General features: G+C 61.1%; 17 protein-coding genes. 7 read left to right on the plus strand and 10 right to left on the minus strand.

Features of this window, described 5'->3' with window-relative positions:
* The first annotated feature begins 4 nt into the window (after positions 1–4).
* Together G7048_RS07135 and G7048_RS07140 are read left to right on the plus strand one after the other, a co-directional pair.
* Positions 5–343: an NIPSNAP family protein gene (locus G7048_RS07135; RefSeq protein ID WP_166067460.1), complete on the plus strand. Its 339-nt coding sequence runs from the start codon at positions 5–7 to the stop codon at positions 341–343.
* A 78-nt stretch (positions 344–421) separates the two neighbouring features.
* The gene (locus tag G7048_RS07140) at positions 422–1,093 is read left to right on the plus strand and encodes a cytochrome c (RefSeq protein ID WP_166067461.1); all 672 of its coding nucleotides are present in this window, start codon (positions 422–424) and stop codon (positions 1,091–1,093) included.
* Between the two features lie 519 nt (positions 1,094–1,612).
* Here the strand turns inward: G7048_RS07140 and G7048_RS07145 are convergent.
* The 3 genes from G7048_RS07145 to G7048_RS07155 form a co-directional block, all read right to left on the minus strand.
* The gene (locus G7048_RS07145; protein WP_166067462.1) at positions 1,613–2,683 is read right to left on the minus strand and encodes an Ldh family oxidoreductase; all 1,071 of its coding nucleotides are present in this window, start codon (positions 2,681–2,683) and stop codon (positions 1,613–1,615) included.
* Positions 2,680–3,579, minus strand: coding sequence for an alpha/beta hydrolase (locus G7048_RS07150; RefSeq protein ID WP_166067463.1), 900 nt, complete (start codon positions 3,577–3,579; stop codon positions 2,680–2,682). The genes G7048_RS07145 and G7048_RS07150 overlap by 4 nt, the downstream gene beginning before the upstream one ends.
* 82 nt (positions 3,580–3,661) lie before the next feature.
* Positions 3,662–4,420, minus strand: coding sequence for an alpha/beta fold hydrolase (locus tag G7048_RS07155; protein ID WP_166067464.1), 759 nt, complete (start codon positions 4,418–4,420; stop codon positions 3,662–3,664).
* A 191-nt stretch (positions 4,421–4,611) separates the two neighbouring features.
* On the opposite strand from G7048_RS07155, the gene G7048_RS07160 reads away from it, so the two are divergent.
* Positions 4,612–5,454, plus strand: coding sequence for an AraC family transcriptional regulator (locus G7048_RS07160; RefSeq protein ID WP_166067465.1), 843 nt, complete (start codon positions 4,612–4,614; stop codon positions 5,452–5,454).
* A gap of 14 nt (positions 5,455–5,468) precedes the next feature.
* On the opposite strand, the gene G7048_RS07165 is transcribed toward G7048_RS07160, so the two are convergent.
* The 3 genes from G7048_RS07165 to G7048_RS07175 form a co-directional block, all read right to left on the minus strand.
* Positions 5,469–6,137 carry a DsbA family oxidoreductase gene (locus tag G7048_RS07165; RefSeq protein WP_166067466.1) on the minus strand — a complete coding sequence of 223 codons (669 nt, stop codon included), beginning with the start codon at positions 6,135–6,137 and terminating at the stop codon, positions 5,469–5,471.
* Positions 6,138–6,232: 95 nt separating this feature from the next.
* Positions 6,233–7,759 (minus strand): AMP-binding protein, encoded by a 1,527-nt coding sequence (locus G7048_RS07170; RefSeq protein WP_166067467.1) that lies wholly within the window; start codon positions 7,757–7,759, stop codon positions 6,233–6,235.
* Positions 7,756–8,922: an acetyl-CoA acetyltransferase gene (locus tag G7048_RS07175; RefSeq protein ID WP_166067468.1), complete on the minus strand. Its 1,167-nt coding sequence runs from the start codon at positions 8,920–8,922 to the stop codon at positions 7,756–7,758. Before G7048_RS07175 ends, G7048_RS07170 begins: the two co-directional genes overlap by 4 nt.
* 114 nt (positions 8,923–9,036) lie before the next feature.
* Between G7048_RS07175 and alkB the strand changes: the two genes are divergently transcribed.
* The 4 genes from alkB (at position 9,037) to G7048_RS07195 (ending at position 11,421) form a co-directional block, all read left to right on the plus strand.
* Positions 9,037–9,690, plus strand: coding sequence for a DNA oxidative demethylase AlkB (alkB, locus tag G7048_RS07180; RefSeq protein WP_371747697.1), 654 nt, complete (start codon positions 9,037–9,039; stop codon positions 9,688–9,690).
* Positions 9,691–9,860: 170 nt separating this feature from the next.
* Positions 9,861–10,190, plus strand: coding sequence for a response regulator (locus tag G7048_RS07185; RefSeq protein WP_371747658.1), 330 nt, complete (start codon positions 9,861–9,863; stop codon positions 10,188–10,190).
* Positions 10,191–10,312: 122 nt separating this feature from the next.
* Positions 10,313–10,894, plus strand: coding sequence for a DJ-1/PfpI family protein (locus G7048_RS07190; protein ID WP_166067471.1), 582 nt, complete (start codon positions 10,313–10,315; stop codon positions 10,892–10,894).
* Positions 10,895–11,046: 152 nt separating this feature from the next.
* Positions 11,047–11,421 (plus strand): ribbon-helix-helix domain-containing protein, encoded by a 375-nt coding sequence (locus G7048_RS07195; RefSeq protein WP_166067472.1) that lies wholly within the window; start codon positions 11,047–11,049, stop codon positions 11,419–11,421.
* Between the two features lie 16 nt (positions 11,422–11,437).
* Here G7048_RS07195 and G7048_RS07200 read toward each other — a convergent pair whose 3' ends face one another.
* From G7048_RS07200 to G7048_RS07215, 4 genes are all read right to left on the minus strand, one after another.
* A complete protein-coding gene (locus tag G7048_RS07200; RefSeq protein WP_166067473.1) occupies positions 11,438–12,046 on the minus strand; it encodes a flavin reductase family protein in 609 nt (202 codons plus the stop codon).
* Between the two features lie 346 nt (positions 12,047–12,392).
* Positions 12,393–13,715 (minus strand): HlyD family type I secretion periplasmic adaptor subunit, encoded by a 1,323-nt coding sequence (locus G7048_RS07205; protein ID WP_240933203.1) that lies wholly within the window; start codon positions 13,713–13,715, stop codon positions 12,393–12,395.
* On the minus strand, positions 13,702–15,819 hold the full coding sequence (locus G7048_RS07210; RefSeq protein WP_166067475.1) for a type I secretion system permease/ATPase: 2,118 nt from the start codon (positions 15,817–15,819) through the stop codon (positions 13,702–13,704). The genes G7048_RS07205 and G7048_RS07210 overlap by 14 nt, the downstream gene beginning before the upstream one ends.
* 95 nt (positions 15,820–15,914) lie before the next feature.
* Positions 15,915–17,405: a TolC family outer membrane protein gene (locus G7048_RS07215; protein WP_166067476.1), complete on the minus strand. Its 1,491-nt coding sequence runs from the start codon at positions 17,403–17,405 to the stop codon at positions 15,915–15,917.
* Positions 17,406–17,957 lie beyond the last annotated feature (552 nt).

Consider the following 17,957-nt stretch of genomic DNA (forward strand, 5'->3'; position numbering starts at 1 on the left):
CATCATGTTGATCGAACAACGCACCTACACGCTGGAGCCCGGCACATCGCCGCGGTTTCTGGCGGCATATGAAAGCCTCGGATTCGAGGCCCATCGCGACATCTACGAGCGTCTGGTTGGCTACTTCGTGAGCGAGACCGGAACGCTCAACCAGATCGTGCATCTGTGGGCCTTCGACAGCTTCGAAGACCGCAACGCACGCCGTGATCGACTGCAACGCGATCCGCGTTGGCAGAAATACATGGAGCAGGTCAAAGGCCTCGTCGTGCAACAGGAAAGCCGCTTGCTGCGCCCCATGGGCTGGTCACCGGCAATCCCCAAACTGAACGAGACGCCCCGCTAGTTGGTTTGTGCAGGCCTCCAAACGCAAAGCAAAACCATCCAAGACAACAAACGATGATTATGAGGAAGTGAGCGAGACATGAAAACATACCGTGAACAGCACGACCGGCGCAGCGCATTACAGATCGCCGCCGCTGCTCTTGCACTGGCTTGTTCTGCAAGCTGTGCATTGGCTGCAGAACCTGCCGCCGCCCCCAAAGGTCGGGCCGATCAGGGCGCGGTGCTGGCCAACCAGACCTGCGTGGCCTGCCACGGGCCTGGCGGCAACCCCACCATGCCGGACTATCCGCGACTTGCAGGGCAATTGCCCGAGTATCTGGCCAAGCAGCTGCGCGCGTTTCAGGCCCCTGCGGGGCAGCGCTCGCACCGCACTAGTACCATCATGCAGCCGCTCGCTGCATCGCTGAACGAGCAGCAGATTCTGGATCTGGCAGCGTACTACTCAGCGCAGAAAGCGGGCGTCGCCAAGCCACGCGATCCTTCGCGTGTGGAAGCCGGAAAGAAGATTTATTTTGGTGGCAATCCGTCGAATGATTTGCCCGCCTGTGTGTCGTGTCATCGTGTGGATGGCAAGGGGTATGGGCCGGACTTTCCGCGGCTTGCTGGGCAGATGCCTGCCTATACCTCTCAGCAATTGAAGGACTGGGAGGCGCATCGCGGGGGGCGGGGGAAGTTGATGACGATGATCGTGCCGCATCTGCGGGCTGAAGATATTGAGGCCGTGGCGGACTTTATTGCTCAGATGCCGTGAGCTTTCGGCTCTTTTTTGTTTTTGTTTTCGTTGGGTGGTTACTTACGGAGGCCGGGTCTCGCCCCGGCGGGCGAGTAACTTTTTGCTTGCGCCAAAAAGTCACCAAAAATCGCTTTTCAATACCCGCGGCAGAACTCACTTTGCGACTGCGTCGCGCCGTTCGGGCAACCGCCGCGAGTCAGAGGTTTCATAAGAGGTGTGTTACGGCACTTCGCGTTGCTCGTGCTGCATCTCGCGACCTCGCGAGATGCTTGGGCGTAAGCCGCCCGACGAATTGAACTCTCATGCTCAACCATCGATCTTTTCCGTCGCGATGCTTGCGCCTCCGCTGCTGCATCGCAGAATGCAGCAGCCCCCTCCCCAGTTTCTACTCTGACTCACGATATTTGTCCGAGCGGAGCGCGCAGCGCGAAGGGAGTTATATCGTGGGACTTCAAAAGCGATTTTTGGTGACTTTTTGGCGCAGCAAAAAGTTACTCGCCCGCCGGGGCGAACACCCGGCCAGCAAAACTCAAAAAATCAAACCAAAGGCCAAGGAACATCCAACCCAAATTCCAAAGCCAGCTTGCTCAAAGCATGCACAACCGGAGCGGCAAGGGTAATGCCCTCTTCAACGCGGAGAAGACGCTCCCCCTCCCCCCGCTCGCCCGGCATCAAAATCCGAGCCTGGCCAGCAGCCGGAAGATTCTTGATCGCCGCTACCAACGCCGCCATGTCCTGATGGAACTGCTCCAGACTAGTGACCTGCGCAATATCGATGGCCAACACGAATGCGTTCTGCAGATGCTTGCGCTCATTCGGAGGTACGGCCAGCGACGTGGAAAGAATCGGATTGGCAGTCAACAAGCTGCACACCACTTCTGCCATCAACGCCAGGCCTGAACCCTTCGGTCCGCCAAGCGGCAGCAGCACCTTGGCCTTTGCCGCATCGAGTGTCGGCTCGCCGTGTTCGTCGATGGCCCAGCCCGCTTCCAGCGGCTTGCCCGCAGCGCGTGCCTGCATGAGCTTGCCCATGGCGACGGCGCTCGATGCCATGTCGAAGACGATGGGCGCGGCGTCCGCAGAAACGCCCGGTGCAGCGATCGACAAGGGTGCCGTGGACAGTCCACTCTCGGCTGCGCCGTGGTACGCCATGAGCGGACCCGACGCGGCCATCGCAAGCCCCACCATGCCTTGCCTTGCGATGTGAGAGGTGAAATAGCCCAACGCGCCGGTATGCGTGGTGGCCTTGAGCAAACCGACGCATGCGCCAGCCTTCTTTGCTCCGTCCACCACCGCATCGACCACGCTGTGCATGCCCACGGCACCTGCGCCTCCCTGACCGTCGATCACCACCAGCGCGGGCAAGCGTGTGATCGTCTTGGGTTCTGCATGGCCTGCCATTTCTCCGCTGGCAAGCCATTGCAAGTAAAGCGGCAGGCGCGACACGCCATGCGAACCGGTGCCGCGCAGGTCAGCCCACACCAACGCATCGGCGACCTGAGCCGCGTTGTCTGCGCTCATGCCACCCGCTTGCAGCATGCGCGCAGCCCACGGCCTGAGCACATCGGCAGGTACGCGTACCGGTGCTGAAGCAGCAGTCGTCGTCATGCGTGCGCTCCGGCGGGCGCTTCTGCCTTGTTCTGAAGCGGGAAGAATTTGTTCAGCCAGCTTTGCACCAGATTCAGCGTGAGCGTGCTGTCGTCGGAGAAGATAAAGTGGTCAATGCCCGCCACCAGATGCAGATCGGTCGGCATCTTGGCCTTGGAGAACATGTCGATGGATTGCTGCGTGGGCGTGACCGAATCGACCGCCGGATGCAGCAGCATTAAGGGGCGCGGCGCGATCTGGCCGACGACATCGATGGGACGAAAATGGACCATGCTCTCCACCACTTCAAACGGAAATTCCATGAACGATCCGGGTGGCAGGCCGCTGCGCAGCGCCACCGGAATCGGCACGATATCAAATCTCGAGACGTTCATGGATTCGCCCTTGGCGAGCTTGGCCTGTCCTTCGGCGCGCATGTCCTGAAAGCGTTGCCATGCTTCGGGCGACGCATGTTGTGCGCGGAACTTGGCTTCGCCGTCGCCCCAGCCGCCGGAAGAAATGCAGGCCGCCACGCGCTCGTCCACGCCTGCGGTGTACACCGCCACCGCCGCGCCAAAACTGTGGCCCATCACGGCGATCGCATCGGACTGCACTTCGGAGCGGGTCTGCAGAAAGCTGATGGCGTTGCGCGTGTCTGCCACTTGTTCCAGGCAGATCACGCGGGCACGCTGGCCTTCGCTTTGGCCGCAGCCGCGCATGTCAAAGCGCAGCACCACATAACCCAGACGTTCGAACAAACGGCTGGCAAGCATCACCATGCCATCGTCCTTGTTGCTGCCAAAACCGTGGAGCACGATGATGGCCGGACGGGGCTCGTTGGCGGCGCGCTGATCGGGCACTTGCAGAACGCCGGACAGCTTCAAGCCGTCGGAGGGGATGGTGACTTGGTGTTCCATGATGACTGTTCTCGCTTGGGGTTCTTTCAATCGGACCGTGCGGTGATTGACGTGGGGTTGAAGTTGGAAAATAGGCTTGGCGTCACGCGGCCAGAAAGCGCTCTACCGCTGTGGCAAGTGCTACCGGCGTTTCATCCATCGGATAGTGGCCTGCGTTGGCCAAGGTCTCGATGTGTGCATTGGGATAGAGCTGCAGATACGTGGCCCTCATGACCTCGGCAGTGAGTCCCGGATCATGTTCGCCCACCACTACCAGCATGGGATTCGGTAGACCTGCCAAACCGGTAGAATGGTCGGTGCGCGCCCAGGAGGGCAAGTAAGCAGCGAAGACATCACGGTCGGAATGCTGCATCGAATGCGCCACCATCTGCTCGATCCAATGCGCGGAGAGGCGATTGCCGGTGCTGTGGTTGATGATTCCGGCACGCGTCGCAGCATCATCCGCAGCGCTGGAAAACAGCGCCCAGGTGGCATCGTCGAACGGCACGCCGAATGCGGGCACGGGCGTCACGGCAATCAGCTTGCGCACACGTTGTGGCGCACGCTTCAGCACCAGTTGAATCACCTTGCCGCCCATCGAATGGCCGATCAGATCGAACTCCTTCCAGCCCAATTCGTCGGCCAGAGCGACCACGTCGTCGGCCACGGCGTCCATGGTGTGCGGCCCGCTCTCGCCACGCCGCGCGCCGTAGCCGCGGCAGTCCATGAAGGCGTAGGTGAAGCGCTCTGTGTCCACCACTTTCGCGAACGTGTCCCACGCATGGGCGCTGCCGAACCAACCATGCACCACGATGACATGGCGCGGTCCGTTTCCAACGATGAAGGCTTGTTTGTTGTTCATGATCTGTTTGTCTCCTTGAAATCCTCTGCAAGGTTCCTGCCAAGCGGCTACTGGCTAGCCCGCTCGACATGGCTGTCACTTTAGGATCAAAATGCAGCGAAGCCCGCCCCTCGCAATCCGACCGCTTACCCGTTCGTCCGATTTTGCAAAGAGGAACCAAACAGGCACCGTGACAGACAGGAGACAAACCAATGAGCCAGGAAGCGCCATCCGTGGCCGTGCAAGGCAACTTTGGTCGCGTGGCCGTGCATGCCACGGCCAGAGCGCTGGTGGAGCATGCCCATCAGGAATTCAATTTCATCTTCCATCTGGGCGGCGCGCCCTCGGGCTTCGTTGTAGGACAGCACCGCTACGTGCTCAACGAGTCCACGGCCATTCTGGTCAATCCGTGGCTGCCGCACAGCAAGCTCGCCAGCGAAGGCAATGCCGTCACCAATGTGCTGACCGTGCTGCCCGACGCGGGCTGGCTCTCGCAAGCGCTCGACTGTGTGGGTCTGCCTTTGGTGCGATTGTTTGAAAAGCCCGATGCAACCGTCAGCCCTGAACTGCACCGCTGCGTGATGCGGCTGGGCTCTGCCATGCAGGCGGGTGCGGCCTTCATGGAATCGCAGTACGAACCGATGGTGCTGGATCTGGTGCAGGAACTCGTGCGGAACTACGTGCCTGCCACCACGCTGGAAGGCGTGCAACGCGCCACCCGGCCCATGGATGCGCGCGTGCTCAAGTCACTGGGGTTGATTCGATCCAAGGCTGCCGAGAACCCGAGCCTTGAATGGGTGGCGAGCGAAGTGGGCCTGTCGCGCTCGCGCTTTTTCGAGCAGTTCAAGGCCTGCGTGGGCGTCACGCCGCAGCAGTATCTCGACTGGGCGCGCATGGGTGTGGCTACCGAACTGCTGGCACGCGGAGAACAAAGCCTGGCGGAGATTTCCGATTCGCTCGGTTTCTCCGCACCCAGTCACTTCGCGCGCTTTTTCACGCAGCACATGGGCGTTCCGCCCAGCGAATATCGGCGCGGCGTGATCGTCGAAGCTTGAACTCGAAGTGAGCGTCAGGCGGCCTGCTGCGCGATCTGACGCAGCGCCTGCTCGAACGCCTCCACGGGCTGACCGCCCTGGATCAGATGGCGGTCGTTGATGATCACTGCAGGCACGGAGTTGATGCCGTGCTGGTGATAGAAAGCCTCGCGCTCGCGCACGTCCTGCGCGTATTCATCCGATTCGAGAATCGCCTTGGCACGTGCTTCGTTCAAACCCAGTTCGCGCACCAGACGCAGCAGCACGGCGTGATCGCTCGGGTTCTCACCCTCGGTGAAATAGGCCGAGAACAGCGCATGCTTGAGCGCCGTTTGCTGCTCGCTCGTGCCTTCCTCATCGAGCCAATGCAGCAGACGGTGCGCATCGAACGTGTTGTAGATGCGGCTGCGCTTGTCCATGTTGAAGGTGAACCCGACACCCGCACCGCGCTCGGTGATGGCCTGCTGGTTCTTGCGCATCTGCTCTTCGGGCGCGCCGTACTTGCGCTGCAGATGCTCGATCACATCCTCGCCTTCGAGCACCATGTCGGCGTTGAGCTCGAACGGCTGAAAGTGCAGGTCGATCTGCACATCGTTCTTCACGCGATCAGCGGCTTGCTCCAGCGCCTTCAGCCCGATGGCGCACCACGGGCAGGAAACGTCGGAGACGAAATCGATCTTGAGCTTCTTGGGCTGGTCGGACATGGCAGGGCTCCGTGCAGGGAAAACATTGTGATGAACTGGCTGCGCAATCTACGCCAATTCAATTTTCCCTGCAGGAGCGGGTCCATGCGCGACGCTCAGGTTGGCGTGTCCAGCCAAGTCCGCAATTCCGTCTTGAGCACCTTGCCGTAGCTGTTCTTCGGCAAGGCATCGACAAAGTGGTACGCCTTCGGTCGCTTGAAGCGCGCGATGTGGTCGAGGCATAGCGCGTCGAGTTCTGCATCGTCGGGACGCGCGCCTTCACTCGCGACGAGGAAGGCAATCACGACCTCACCCCAGTCCGCATCGCGCTGGCCGACCACCGCGACTTCGCTGATCTGCGGGTGCAGCAGCAGCACTTCTTCGACCTCGCGCGGATAGATGTTGGAGCCGCCGGAGATGATCACGTCCTTGGAGCGATCGCGCAGCGTGAGAAAGCCATCTGCGTCCATGCTGGCGACATCGCCGGTATGCAGCCAGCCGTTGCGCAGCGTGCTCGCAGTCGCGGCTTCGTTGGCCCAGTAACCCGCCATCACGGCATCGCCACGCACGACGACTTCACCGAGTTCGCCCGTGGGAACCTCGTTGTCATCCGCATCGACCACGCGCACCTCCACGCAGGCATGGGCTTTGCCGACGGAGGCGATGCGCTCGGTCCAACGCGGATGCTGTGCGTCGGCAATCTGCTCGCGACCGAGCGCGGTGATGGTCATCGGGCATTCGCCCTGTCCGTAGATCTGCACGAACTTCTGGCCCATGGTGTCGAGCGCAATGCGCAGGTCTTCCACATACATGGGACCGCCGCCGTAGACGATGGTCTTGAAGCCGCTCACATCGGCCTTCGCGCGGCGGATGTGATCGACCAGCCGATGCACCATGGTGGGCGCGGCAAACAGACTCAGGTGGCCAACGTTCGCCGCCAATTCGACCAGCTCGGCCGGATCGAATCCGCCCGACACCGGCACCACATGCTTTGCACCGCGCAGCATGTGCGCGTAGTTGTAGAGTCCCGCGCCGTGCGACATGGGCGCGGCGTAGACCATGGCGTCATGCACCTGCACGTCGTCCACGTCGGTGTAGTAGGCCATGGTGGCGGCGAGCAGATTGCGGTGCGTCTGCATCACGCCCTTGGGCCTGCCCGTGGTGCCTGAGGTGTAGAACAGCGACGCGACTTCATCGGGGCCTTTGTCCTGCATGGCAAGTCGTTCGCCAGCACTGACGGCTGCCTGCCATTGCGTGGTTCCGAAGACCAGCAGATCGGCCTCTTGCGCGCCTGCTTCCAATGCCGAATCGCGCAGCTCCGGGGACACGCACACCACGCGCGCGTCGGAATTTTCGAGCACGTAGGCCAGTTCCTTGCTGTGCAGCTTGTAGTTGACCGGAACCGAAATCGCACCTGCCCAGTGGATGGCGTGCAGCGCTTCCAGATATTGCACGCAGTTGGCCGAAAAAATGGCGACGCGATCACCGGACTGCACGCCGCAATGTTCACGCAGATGACCCGCAAGCCGCGCCACACGGTCTTCCAGCGTGCGGTAATCACACACCAGCTGCGAGCCGGAAAACACGGCGGGACGTTCACCATGCGCGAGTGCCGTGCGATGGATGAGCTGCGAAATATTCATCGTGTGCGCTCCAGAACGCTCACATAGTTGGCCACCGCAGAGCCGCCCATATTGAAGACCGCACCAAGCTTGGGATCACGCACCTGGATGTCGCCCGCCTCGCCCATGAGTTGCATGGCGGAGAGCACGTGCATGGATACGCCAGTCGCACCAATCGGATGGCCCTTGGCCTTCAGACCGCCAGATGCATTCACCGGCAAGCGACCATCGCGCATGACAGTGCCATCCTCGATCACGCGATGGCCCTGACCCGCTTCGGCGAGGCCCATGGCTTCGTAGGTCAGCAGTTCGGCGATGGTGAAGCAGTCATGCACCTCGGCAAAAGACAGATCGTTGACAGCGACCTTCGCTTGTTTGAGTGACTGTTGCCATGCACGACGCGGGCCTTCGAACTGAACGACGTCGCGGCCTTGCATCGGCAAGTAATCGTTGACCTGCGCGCGCGAACGGAAGGTCACCGCGCGTTGAAAATCGGCCAGCGCTTCGTCGCTTGCCAGCACCAGCGCGGCGGCTCCGTCCGAGACCAAAGAGCAATCCGTCTTGCGCAGCGGCGCGGCGATCATCGGGTTCTTGTCGGACACGGTGTTGCAAAACTCGAAGCCCAGATCGCAGCGCATGTGCGCCCATGGATTGAGCGCGCCGTTCGCATGGTTCTTTGCCGCGATGCGCGCAAGCGTTGCGCTGTTGTCGCCGTGGCGCGCAAAGTAGTCCTGCGCGATCTTGCCGAAGATGCCGGGAAAGCCGCCATCGCCCGGCTGCACTTCGCCCGAGTAGCCGCAGTCGCCCAGAATGCGCGTGACTTCCGCGCCGCTCACGGCCGTCATCTTCTCCGCACCGATCACCAGTGCAACGCGTGCACGGCCGGACTCGATGGCATCACATGCGGCGTACACCGCAGCGGAGCCCGATGCGCAGGCGTTTTCCAGACGCGTGGCGGGCTTCCAGCGCAAGCCGGGATCGGCCTGCAGCGCGAGCGACGAGGCAAAGATGTCGGGCGCAAAGCCGCCGTTGAGGTTGCCCAGCCAGATGCCATCCACCGCGTTGCCGTCGATGCCCGCGTGCTCCATGGCCTGCGTGGCGGATTGGGTGATGAGCGCTTGCAGCGACAATCCATCCAGCTTGCCAAAGGGCAGATGCGCCCAGCCCACAATCGATACACCCATGTCCGTCTCCTTGATTTGCGCAGTGCAATATTGGGTTGATGTTCAATGCTGGCATGGTACGAAGCCGCATCGCCCGCGTACAGTCGCGCAACTACACTAGGGTTTGCACCAATCATCATGACCGCCGATCTCTTTGCCGATGACCCGAGCCAGCCAGCGCAACTACGGCTGAGTTCCGAAGCCGTGCTGCTCAAGGGATTCGCGCTGCCCGATGCGGATGCGCTGCTGAACGACATCGCCACCATCACGCAGCGCGCGCCGTTTCGGCACATGATCACGCCGGGCGGAAAAGCCATGTCGGTGGCGACCACAAGTTGCGGCGAACTCGGCTGGGTGAGCGACAGTCGCGGCTACCGTTATTCCAGCACCGATCCGCAGTCGGATCTGCCCTGGCCTGCAATGCCCGCGCGCTGGCTGGATCTGGCCGAACGCGCTGTGCGGGTCTCGGGCCTGTCGTCGAGCGGCGCGCCCGATGCCTGCCTCATCAACCGCTACGCGCCGGGCGCACGGCTGTCGCTGCATCAGGATCGTGACGAACGCGATTTTGGCGCGCCCATCATTTCCATCTCGCTGGGCTTGCCCGCTGTCTTTCTGTGGGGTGGAGACAAGCGCTCCGATCACACCCAAACCATCCCGCTCGCGCATGGCGATGTGCTGCTCTGGGGAGGTGTGGACCGACTGCGTTTTCATGGCGTGCGGCCTGTCGCTCAAGGCGCTTTGAGTGAGCGGGAATTTCGCTTCAACATCACGATGCGCAAGGCGGCCTGAGCACCTGGTTTTCCATTGCCCAAGTAGGGCTATCATCCCTTGGGTTGGTCCTTGCTGCGCATCGGGCTAGCATTTTGGGCAAGTCGTTAACCAGCCCTCCATCAACCCAACAGCCATCCACGAGGAGTTGCGTGCGCGTTCTTTACGTTGAAGACAATGATCAGCTCAGAGTGTCCATCACCATGCTGCTGCAAGGCGATGGACGCGAGGTACGCGCCTGCGTGAGTGCGGAAGAGGCGCTGGAGCTGGATGCACCAAACCCCTTCGACCTGGTGATCACCGACGTCACGCTGCCCGGCATCTCCGGTCTGGAACTCAGCGCCCGACTGCTGAGCGCCGACATCGCGCGCTGGATTGTGCTGTGCAGCGGCTACCAACTTGAAGAGCAGATCACCCAACTCGGCGGCCCCAACGTGCGCGCGCTGGTCAAGCCGTTCGGCATCGACGAACTGGACAAACTGGTGAGTTCGGTACAAGCGTCTCTCGCCAATCCACGCTGAACGCCCTTCTTTCTTCTTTTTGCCGTCGCCATGCGCGCCATGTAGTAAGCGGATAACACCCGCGCGCGCCAAAGCCTGTCGACAATGCGGGAAGCACATCCCCCAACGAAACGGAGACAGACATGGCAGGCAAGAAGATTCTGATGATTTGCGGTGACTACTGCGAAGACTACGAAACCATGGTGCCCTTCCAGGCACTGCTGGCCGTGGGCCACACCGTGCACGCCGTGTGCCCGGACAAGGCAGCGGGCGACAGCATCAAGACGGCGATCCACGACTTCGAAGGCGCGCAGACCTACAGCGAAAAGCCCGGCCACAACTTCACGCTGAACGCGACGTTCAACAACATCAAGGCCGAAGACTACGACGCGCTCGTCATCCCCGGCGGACGCGGCCCCGAGTACCTGCGCACGTATCCCGCGGTGATCGCCGCCGTGCGCCACTTCTTCGACACCAACAAGCCCGTGGCCGCCGTCTGCCATGGTGCGCAACTGCTGGCAGGCGCCGGCGTGCTCAAGGGCCGCACCTGCTCGGCCTACCCTGCTTGCCGCGTTGAAGTGGAACTGGCCGGTGGCACCTACGCCGACATTGCCATCGACAAGGCGCATACCGACGGCAACCTGGTCTCGGCACCCGCCTGGCCCGCCCATCCCGACTGGATCGCGCAATTCCTCGCCGTGCTGGGCACACGCATCGAGCATTGAACCTCCAGAACTGACACACAGAACACATCCGAATCCGACAGAATCACCCGCGAGACCGCATCCCGGTCGTCGCGGGTGCACCCGTTTTCCAGATGGATGCACAATGCCGGGGTTCTTTTCCGCCCGAATAGAAGTTCGAAGGAGACAAAACCATGTGCGAGGTATTCATCAGCGCCGACCCGAACCTCTACGCCAACCGCGCGCGCTCGGTGCGCCTGCATGGCGTGGTGACCAGCATCCGTCTGGAAAACCTGTTCTGGAAAGTCCTCGAAGAAATCGCCACCCGCGACGGCATGAGCGTGCCACAACTCTGCGCCCGCCTGCACGACGAACTGCAGGAAGCGCATGGCAGCGTGGAAAACTTCACCTCTTTCCTTCGCGTCTGCTGCGGCCGCTATCTCGCACTGCAACTGGCTGGCGGCATCCCCCAAGACCGCTCGATCCCGATCCGCAGCCTCAACGCACAACAAGTGCTGGACACAGAACGCGAAACGCCCATGACGCACACACTGCGACGCACAGGCTGATCAACGGCTCCTAAGCCTAAGCCTTGGCAGTGGCCGACGCCACATCGACCGTAACCGCATCGCCTATCGCATAGAAATGCCCACCGGCGATATAGTGCAAACTGCGCAGTTCATCGGGCGCGTCCTCGAACAGCCAATGCCCATCACGAAACACACGTGAATCGGCCCATGCACCCACGATCTCGCCGATGAACAGGTCATACGCCGCTTGATTGTGCGGCTCAGGGACCAGCCTGCACACCATCCACGCAGAGCAGCCCGCCACCAGAGGCACATCGAACCCCGCCTGCTCGAACCACTCGACCCCGGCGCTCTCGATCTTGCCCGGCTCCTTCAACGCACTGCGCGTGCCCACGTGATGCACCAACCGCGCCTGCGCACGCGTGGGCACCTGAATCACGAACATCCCACTCTGCTCCATCAACTGCCGCGTCTTCGTCGCCTTGTCGATCACCACCGTGAGCTTGGCAGGGGTGTAATCCAACGCACAGGCCCACGCAGCCGCCATCGCATTCGACTCCCCCGCATGCCGTGCAGACACCAGCACTGTAGGCCCATGGTTGAGCAAACGATAGGACTTGGACAACTCCACAGGAAGAATGTAAGAGCCGGAAGCAGACGACATGACAACCACCGAAAAAGACAACACGCCCAAGTATCCCCCACATCTCGCGAAATCGCGAGATGCAGACACGAGCGCAGCGAAGTGCCGAATCACACCTCTTCCTGACTGACTTGCGGCAAGCTGTCTGAACGGAGCGCCCACGGCGCGAAGAGAGTTTTGCCGCAGGTATTCAAAGCGCGTTTTGGTTACTTTTGCGCGCAAGCAAAAGTGACTCCGCCGCCGGGCGGAACTCCCGGCCTCCACACCAAACTCAACCACCAAGCCCAAAAAAGAGAAATGCCCGAAGGCCATAAAAACCTCCAGGCATCCCGATTTCAAAGCGACAAGTGACGTCGCAACCGTCACATCATCGTTCGCGTAAAGCCTCCCTCCCCTTGTTGAACGGCTTCACCAGATACTGCATCACCGTCTTGCTGCCAGTAAGAATTTCCACCGAAGCAATCATCCCCGGACTGATCGGAAACACCTTGTCCTCGCGCTTGAGGTGATCCGCCTCGGTCCGAATGAACACACGGTAGTAGTACTGATCGCGCTTGACGTCATCCTGAATCGTGTCAGGCGAAATCGTGACCACCTTCGCCGGCAAACCGCCGTAGATCGCATAGTCATACGCCGTGATCTTCACCGTGGCCGTCTGTCCAGGGTGAATGAACGCGATATCGCGCGGCGAAATGCGTGCCTCGACCAGCAGCTTCTCGTCCACCGGCACGATTTCCATGAGCTTGCCGTTGGGCGGGATCACCCCGCCGACCGTGGTGATCGCGATGTCCTTGACGACACCACGCACGGGCGACGTGAAGGTCAGACGCGTCAGCGCATCGGCACGGCCGCGAGTCACTTGGCGCAGCGATTCGATTTCGGCATTCGCCTTGGCCAGGTCTTCACGCGCCTTCACAAGATATTGGCTGCGCGCATCGGCCATGCGGGTTTCGAGGTCGTTGGCCTGACGCTTCAAGCGCAGCACTTCCACATCGCTCGCGGCACCGCGCACGACCAGCGGCTCGGTCAGCGACAGCTCCTTGCGAACCAGCATCAGCGCTTCCTGCAGACCCGATATCGTGCCCGCCAAGGCCTCACGCCGCGAAGAGTACAACGCTGTCTCGGTGCGAGCCAGATCGCCATCCACCCGAACATCTTCGGGGAACTTGAGCGGCGTTCCGTTCACTTCCGCATAGAGACGCGCCGATGTGGCCTGCGCTGCACGCATGCGCACCGCGCTTTCCTGCACCGTGGCTTCACTCTTGGTGCGGTCGAGTTGCGCAAGCACCTCGCCAGCGTCGACGATGTCGCCTTCCTTGACCTTGAGTTCAACCAGAATCCCGCCTTCGAGCGACTGGATGATCTGCTCGCGCGACGATGGGATCACCTTGCCGACGCCGGTCGACACTTCGGACAGTTCAAAGAAAGTCGCCCAAGTGGCGAAAGCCGCAAGCAGCAATGCCACGATCCAGACGATCAAGAATGGGAACGGCAACCCCACTCGCTTGCTCGGCGAGCTCACCGGCAAGGGCTTCATCTTGAACATGCCGGGGCCACCCATGCGTTTGACGCTCATTCCTGCCTTCGGTTGAGGTGCGGCACCTTTTGCATCGACCCGTATCTGCACCGGCTGTCCGGAAAGCACGGGCTCGGGACGTTCGTTCGCGTTCATCGCGTCAAGCCTTGCCATTTGTCAGCTCCCCCAGTACATGCTTCTTCGGGCCGTCCATCACCACGCGGCCATTGTCGAGAATGATGATGCGATCCACCCATTGCAGAACCTGCATGCGGTGCGTTGCGACGATCAAGGTGCGCGGCGCGAGCCACGGATTCAGTGCGTCGATCACCTGATGCTCCGTCACCTCGTCGAAATGCGCGGTGGGCTCATCGAGCAGCAGCACCGATGGTTGGCGAACGATGGTGCGCGCGAGCAGCAACGCCTGACGTTGCCCGCCCGAAAGGCCAAGGCCGCCTTCCTGAATCAACTCGTCCAGACCTTCGGGACGGCCTTGCACCAAGCTCAAGCCGCCCGACATGCGCAGGGCTTCGATCAGTTCGCTGTCCGTCGCCATCGGGCGCCCCATCACCAGGTTCTCTCGGATGGTTCCGTAGAACAGGTTGGAGTTCTGTGCAAGCAAGCTGACGTCGCGACGCACATCCTGCGGATCGATCAGCGCCAGATCCAGACCATCCAGGTTGACCGTGCCGGCGCTCGGTTTGTACATGCCGGCAAACAGTTGCAGCAGCGTGGATTTTCCCGCGCCCATTCGCCCCAGCACGGCGATCTTTTCGCCGGGCTGCACACGCAGGTTGGGCAGCTCCAGCGCGGCACGCTTGGCCTCTTCGGAATACTGAAAACGCACACCCGTCGTGCGATACGCACCCTGCAGAAAGGGAACATGCACGCGACGACTGTCGTCGGGCACATCGACCGGGCGCTCCATGAGCTTGTTCAAGCCATCGCGCGCCACCTTGGCCTGCTGCCAACGCGCGAGCAGACTGGCGATCTGCGCCATGGGCGAGACCATGCGCGAGGACAGGATCGAACTGCCGACCAGCGCGCCGGTCGTCATGTCGCCCTTCATCACCAAGTAGCAACCCACCAGCAGCACCACGGCGTAGATCACGCCCTGGATTTCCTGCGTCCAGGTCATCAGCATGTTGGTCAGAAAGCGCTGGCGCATGCCGATGTCGGCCGAGACCATGTTCACATGATTCCAGCGGTTCTGGAAGCGTGGCTCGGCGCGCAGCGATTTGATGTCGTCCAGACCTTGCACCGCCTCCACCAGCATGGCATTGCGGAGCGCCGATTCGCGCATGCCGGCATTGGCAAGACGACCCAAGGGGCGCTGGGCCATAAGTCCGGGCAGCAGCAGCAGCGGCAAGGCGGCAAGCGGAATCCAGACCAGCGATCCGCCAATCAACCAGAGCACGCCAAGAAACAGAAAGAAGAACGGCAGATCGGCAGCGGCACCGATGGTAGTCGATGTCAGCAGTTCCCGCACCTGATCGATCTCGCGGATCTGCGCGATGAAGCTGCCCGTGGATTTCGGCCTCGCGTCGTAGCGCAAGCGCAGTGCGCGGCCAAAGATCACATCCGAGATCTGCAGATCCGCGCGCTTGCCGAGAATGTCGATGATGTAGGTCCGGCACAGCCGCATCAGAAACTCGAACGCGATGGCGAGCATCACACCGCCGAACAGCACCCAGAGCGTAGATTCGGACTGTGACGGCACGACACGGTCGTACACCTGCATGGAGAACATCATTCCCGACAGCGCGAGCACATTGGCGACGAGCGAAGCCAGAACCACCTCGCCATAACGATGCCAATCCCCGAGCGCGATCTTCCAGAACCAGCTCGGCTTCCATGGCTTGATGTACTCATCGACGCGCGCATCCGGCACTTCCGCAAGCGGGCGCAGCAACGCGGCACGCACGACCAGCTTCTTGAGCTCAGCACCGTCCATCACGGTCTCGGCGCCCTGCTCTCCGCTGAAGGCGATGCCGACCTTGCGCTGCGCGTTGATCGTGCGGATCACGCCCACCCGTCCATCGGCGAATTCAACGGCAATCGGCAAGCGCCATGCGTCGAGCATCGAAGCGTCAAAGCCCGACAAGCGGACGCTCAAGCCCATCTGCCGCGCCATGATTTCGAGCAGCGCCTCCAATGGCGTTCCGCTCTCCCATGCCAGCGCGACGCGGGCATTTTCGGCAGACGCCCCTATCCCATAATGACGACTGACCGTCAGCATGGCATCCAGCCACGCTGTGTACTGTTTAGGCAAATCCATCTCTGATCAACTCCTGGCGTCGCTCGTCGAACCCTCGGCGCGCCATGTCATGTGGTGATGCGGTCCTGAAACACGCGAAGCAATCGATGCAGACGTCACGGAAGCAACTCCATGCCCTGCACGACCTTGTTGTTCAAGCCAAAGAATTCACGCAGCCGCCCGGTGGCCGAGACATACTCCAGCCGGTACTGCCAGAGGTCGTGGAGGAGGCCTTGCGCCTCGGCCTCGGCCTGGTGGATTTCCTGCTCCGCGTTCAGCAGATCGAGAATCGAGCGTGTACCCAGCTGGTACTGCTCACGATAGAGGTCACGCACCGAGAGAATGCTCTGGCGGCGATGCTCGACATCTGCCAGACGGCCCTGCGCCCCCACCGCCAGCTCGCGCCAGGCGCGGGACTGATCCCCGGCCTGCAACAAAGCGGTTTCGATGCGTTCGCGCGTGGCGGCCTCTTCTGCAGCGGCGGCGCTGATCTGCGCGTCGGCGGCTCCCCCTTGGTACAGCGGCACCGACACATTCACCTGAATCGAGTGGTAGATACCGCGCTTTTCATAGGTACTTGGATTGACGCCTCTGAGTGCCTTGTTGCCCGTGGCGTCCAGCGAAATCGTCGGCCACTTGGAGGCGCGCGTCGTCGCCAGTTGTGCCTTGGCCGCCTGACGTTCGGCCTGCACGATCAGCACCTCGGGCAACAACTGGAATTCGGGCGTGCCGCTCATCCAGAGCGTTTCATGCTCCAGGCCGGGAAGAACCTCCACCTGCCGCGCCCCGACTTCACCAACGAACGTACGCAACTTCTGCCGCCATTGCGCGAGTTCGGAGGACATCTGTCCCAGATAGGCTCGTGCGCCCTGCACGCGAGCGCGTGCCTGGATCGGATCGGCCTTGGTGCTGAGGCCCGCGTTGGCACGCAGCTCGGACAATTCCAGCACCTTGTCCACCGCATCGACCTGCCCTTGCGCAATGTCGGTCAGCGACTGGTACTTGTGCACCATCAGCACGGCCTCTGCGGTGCTGCGCGAGATCACATCGATCTGCTTGAGCACGGTCGCCTGCTGACGCCGCACCATTGCCTGACTGCGGCTGACTTGGTTGTCCACCTTGCCAAAGTCGTACAGCATCTGCGATGCCGACGCCGAAGCCAGCACACTGCTGCCCCCCGTGCTCGCCGAATTGCTGGTGCCGGTGCCCATGCCCACACGAATCTGGGGGTAGTAGCCGGCCTTGGCGTAGTCCACGCCTGCCGTCTGCTGCGCGAGCGTGGCCACGGCATCGGTGATGGACGGATGCTGCTGCACGGCCAGTTGCACCGCACGCGCCATGGGCAAAACGCCCGTCGGAATCCGCTCCCGCGACAGTGGCCTGGGCGCTGGCGCATCCACCTCGTTGGCCAGATTGGTGGGGGCGAGCTTTCGATTTTCTGCAGGAATGGGCGAACTCACCGCCGGAACACTGCCCTCCACCGCTGCAGGCTTGGACTGGTTTTGCGCATTCGTGCTGGATTCGTCCTGCGCATAAGCCGACAAATGCGCCGCAGGAAACGCCGGGGACAAGGCCAATAGGACGCGAGCCGCATTGAGCCACTTCATTTTGCGCACTCGATAATCCCCACGAATTTTCGATGCACTCATTTGGTTGGAACTAATTTTCATACCCCTCGAATATCTGCTTCATCAATGCATGTAAATATCCCAACATGCACTCAATACGCAAAAACGCGCATATGCGCACCTTCACCCGCGAATACTGGAAAAGGCACGCAATGGCGCGTCAAACACAACCTGAAAATTATGTTTTTCAGAACCGATTCAGATTTTGCTGCCGGACAAAGCCAAGGCAATTCATCTGGCAATAGCTGGAAGCTCGTGTAACTCGCTGATCACATCACAGAAAAATCAGCCTCATCGCCCCATTTATTCGCACATTGCAAACATATAAATTTGAATGAGATAAATCAAGACATTCAAACCAGAAAGTCAAAATTTAATAATCACCAAAATACATATCCCCAGACACAACTCATTTCCACGCGCAAAAACGCACCTTTCACATCAAAGAGAAAGGTGCGCAGCAGTTGTGGATTCAAATCGCCATCCATCAGCGGGAGGCGCTTTGCGTCGCCGCAAAGTCCTCCCGCCGAT

The organism is Diaphorobacter sp. HDW4B, assembly GCF_011305535.1.
Classification (GTDB): Bacteria; Pseudomonadota; Gammaproteobacteria; order Burkholderiales; family Burkholderiaceae_C; genus Diaphorobacter_A.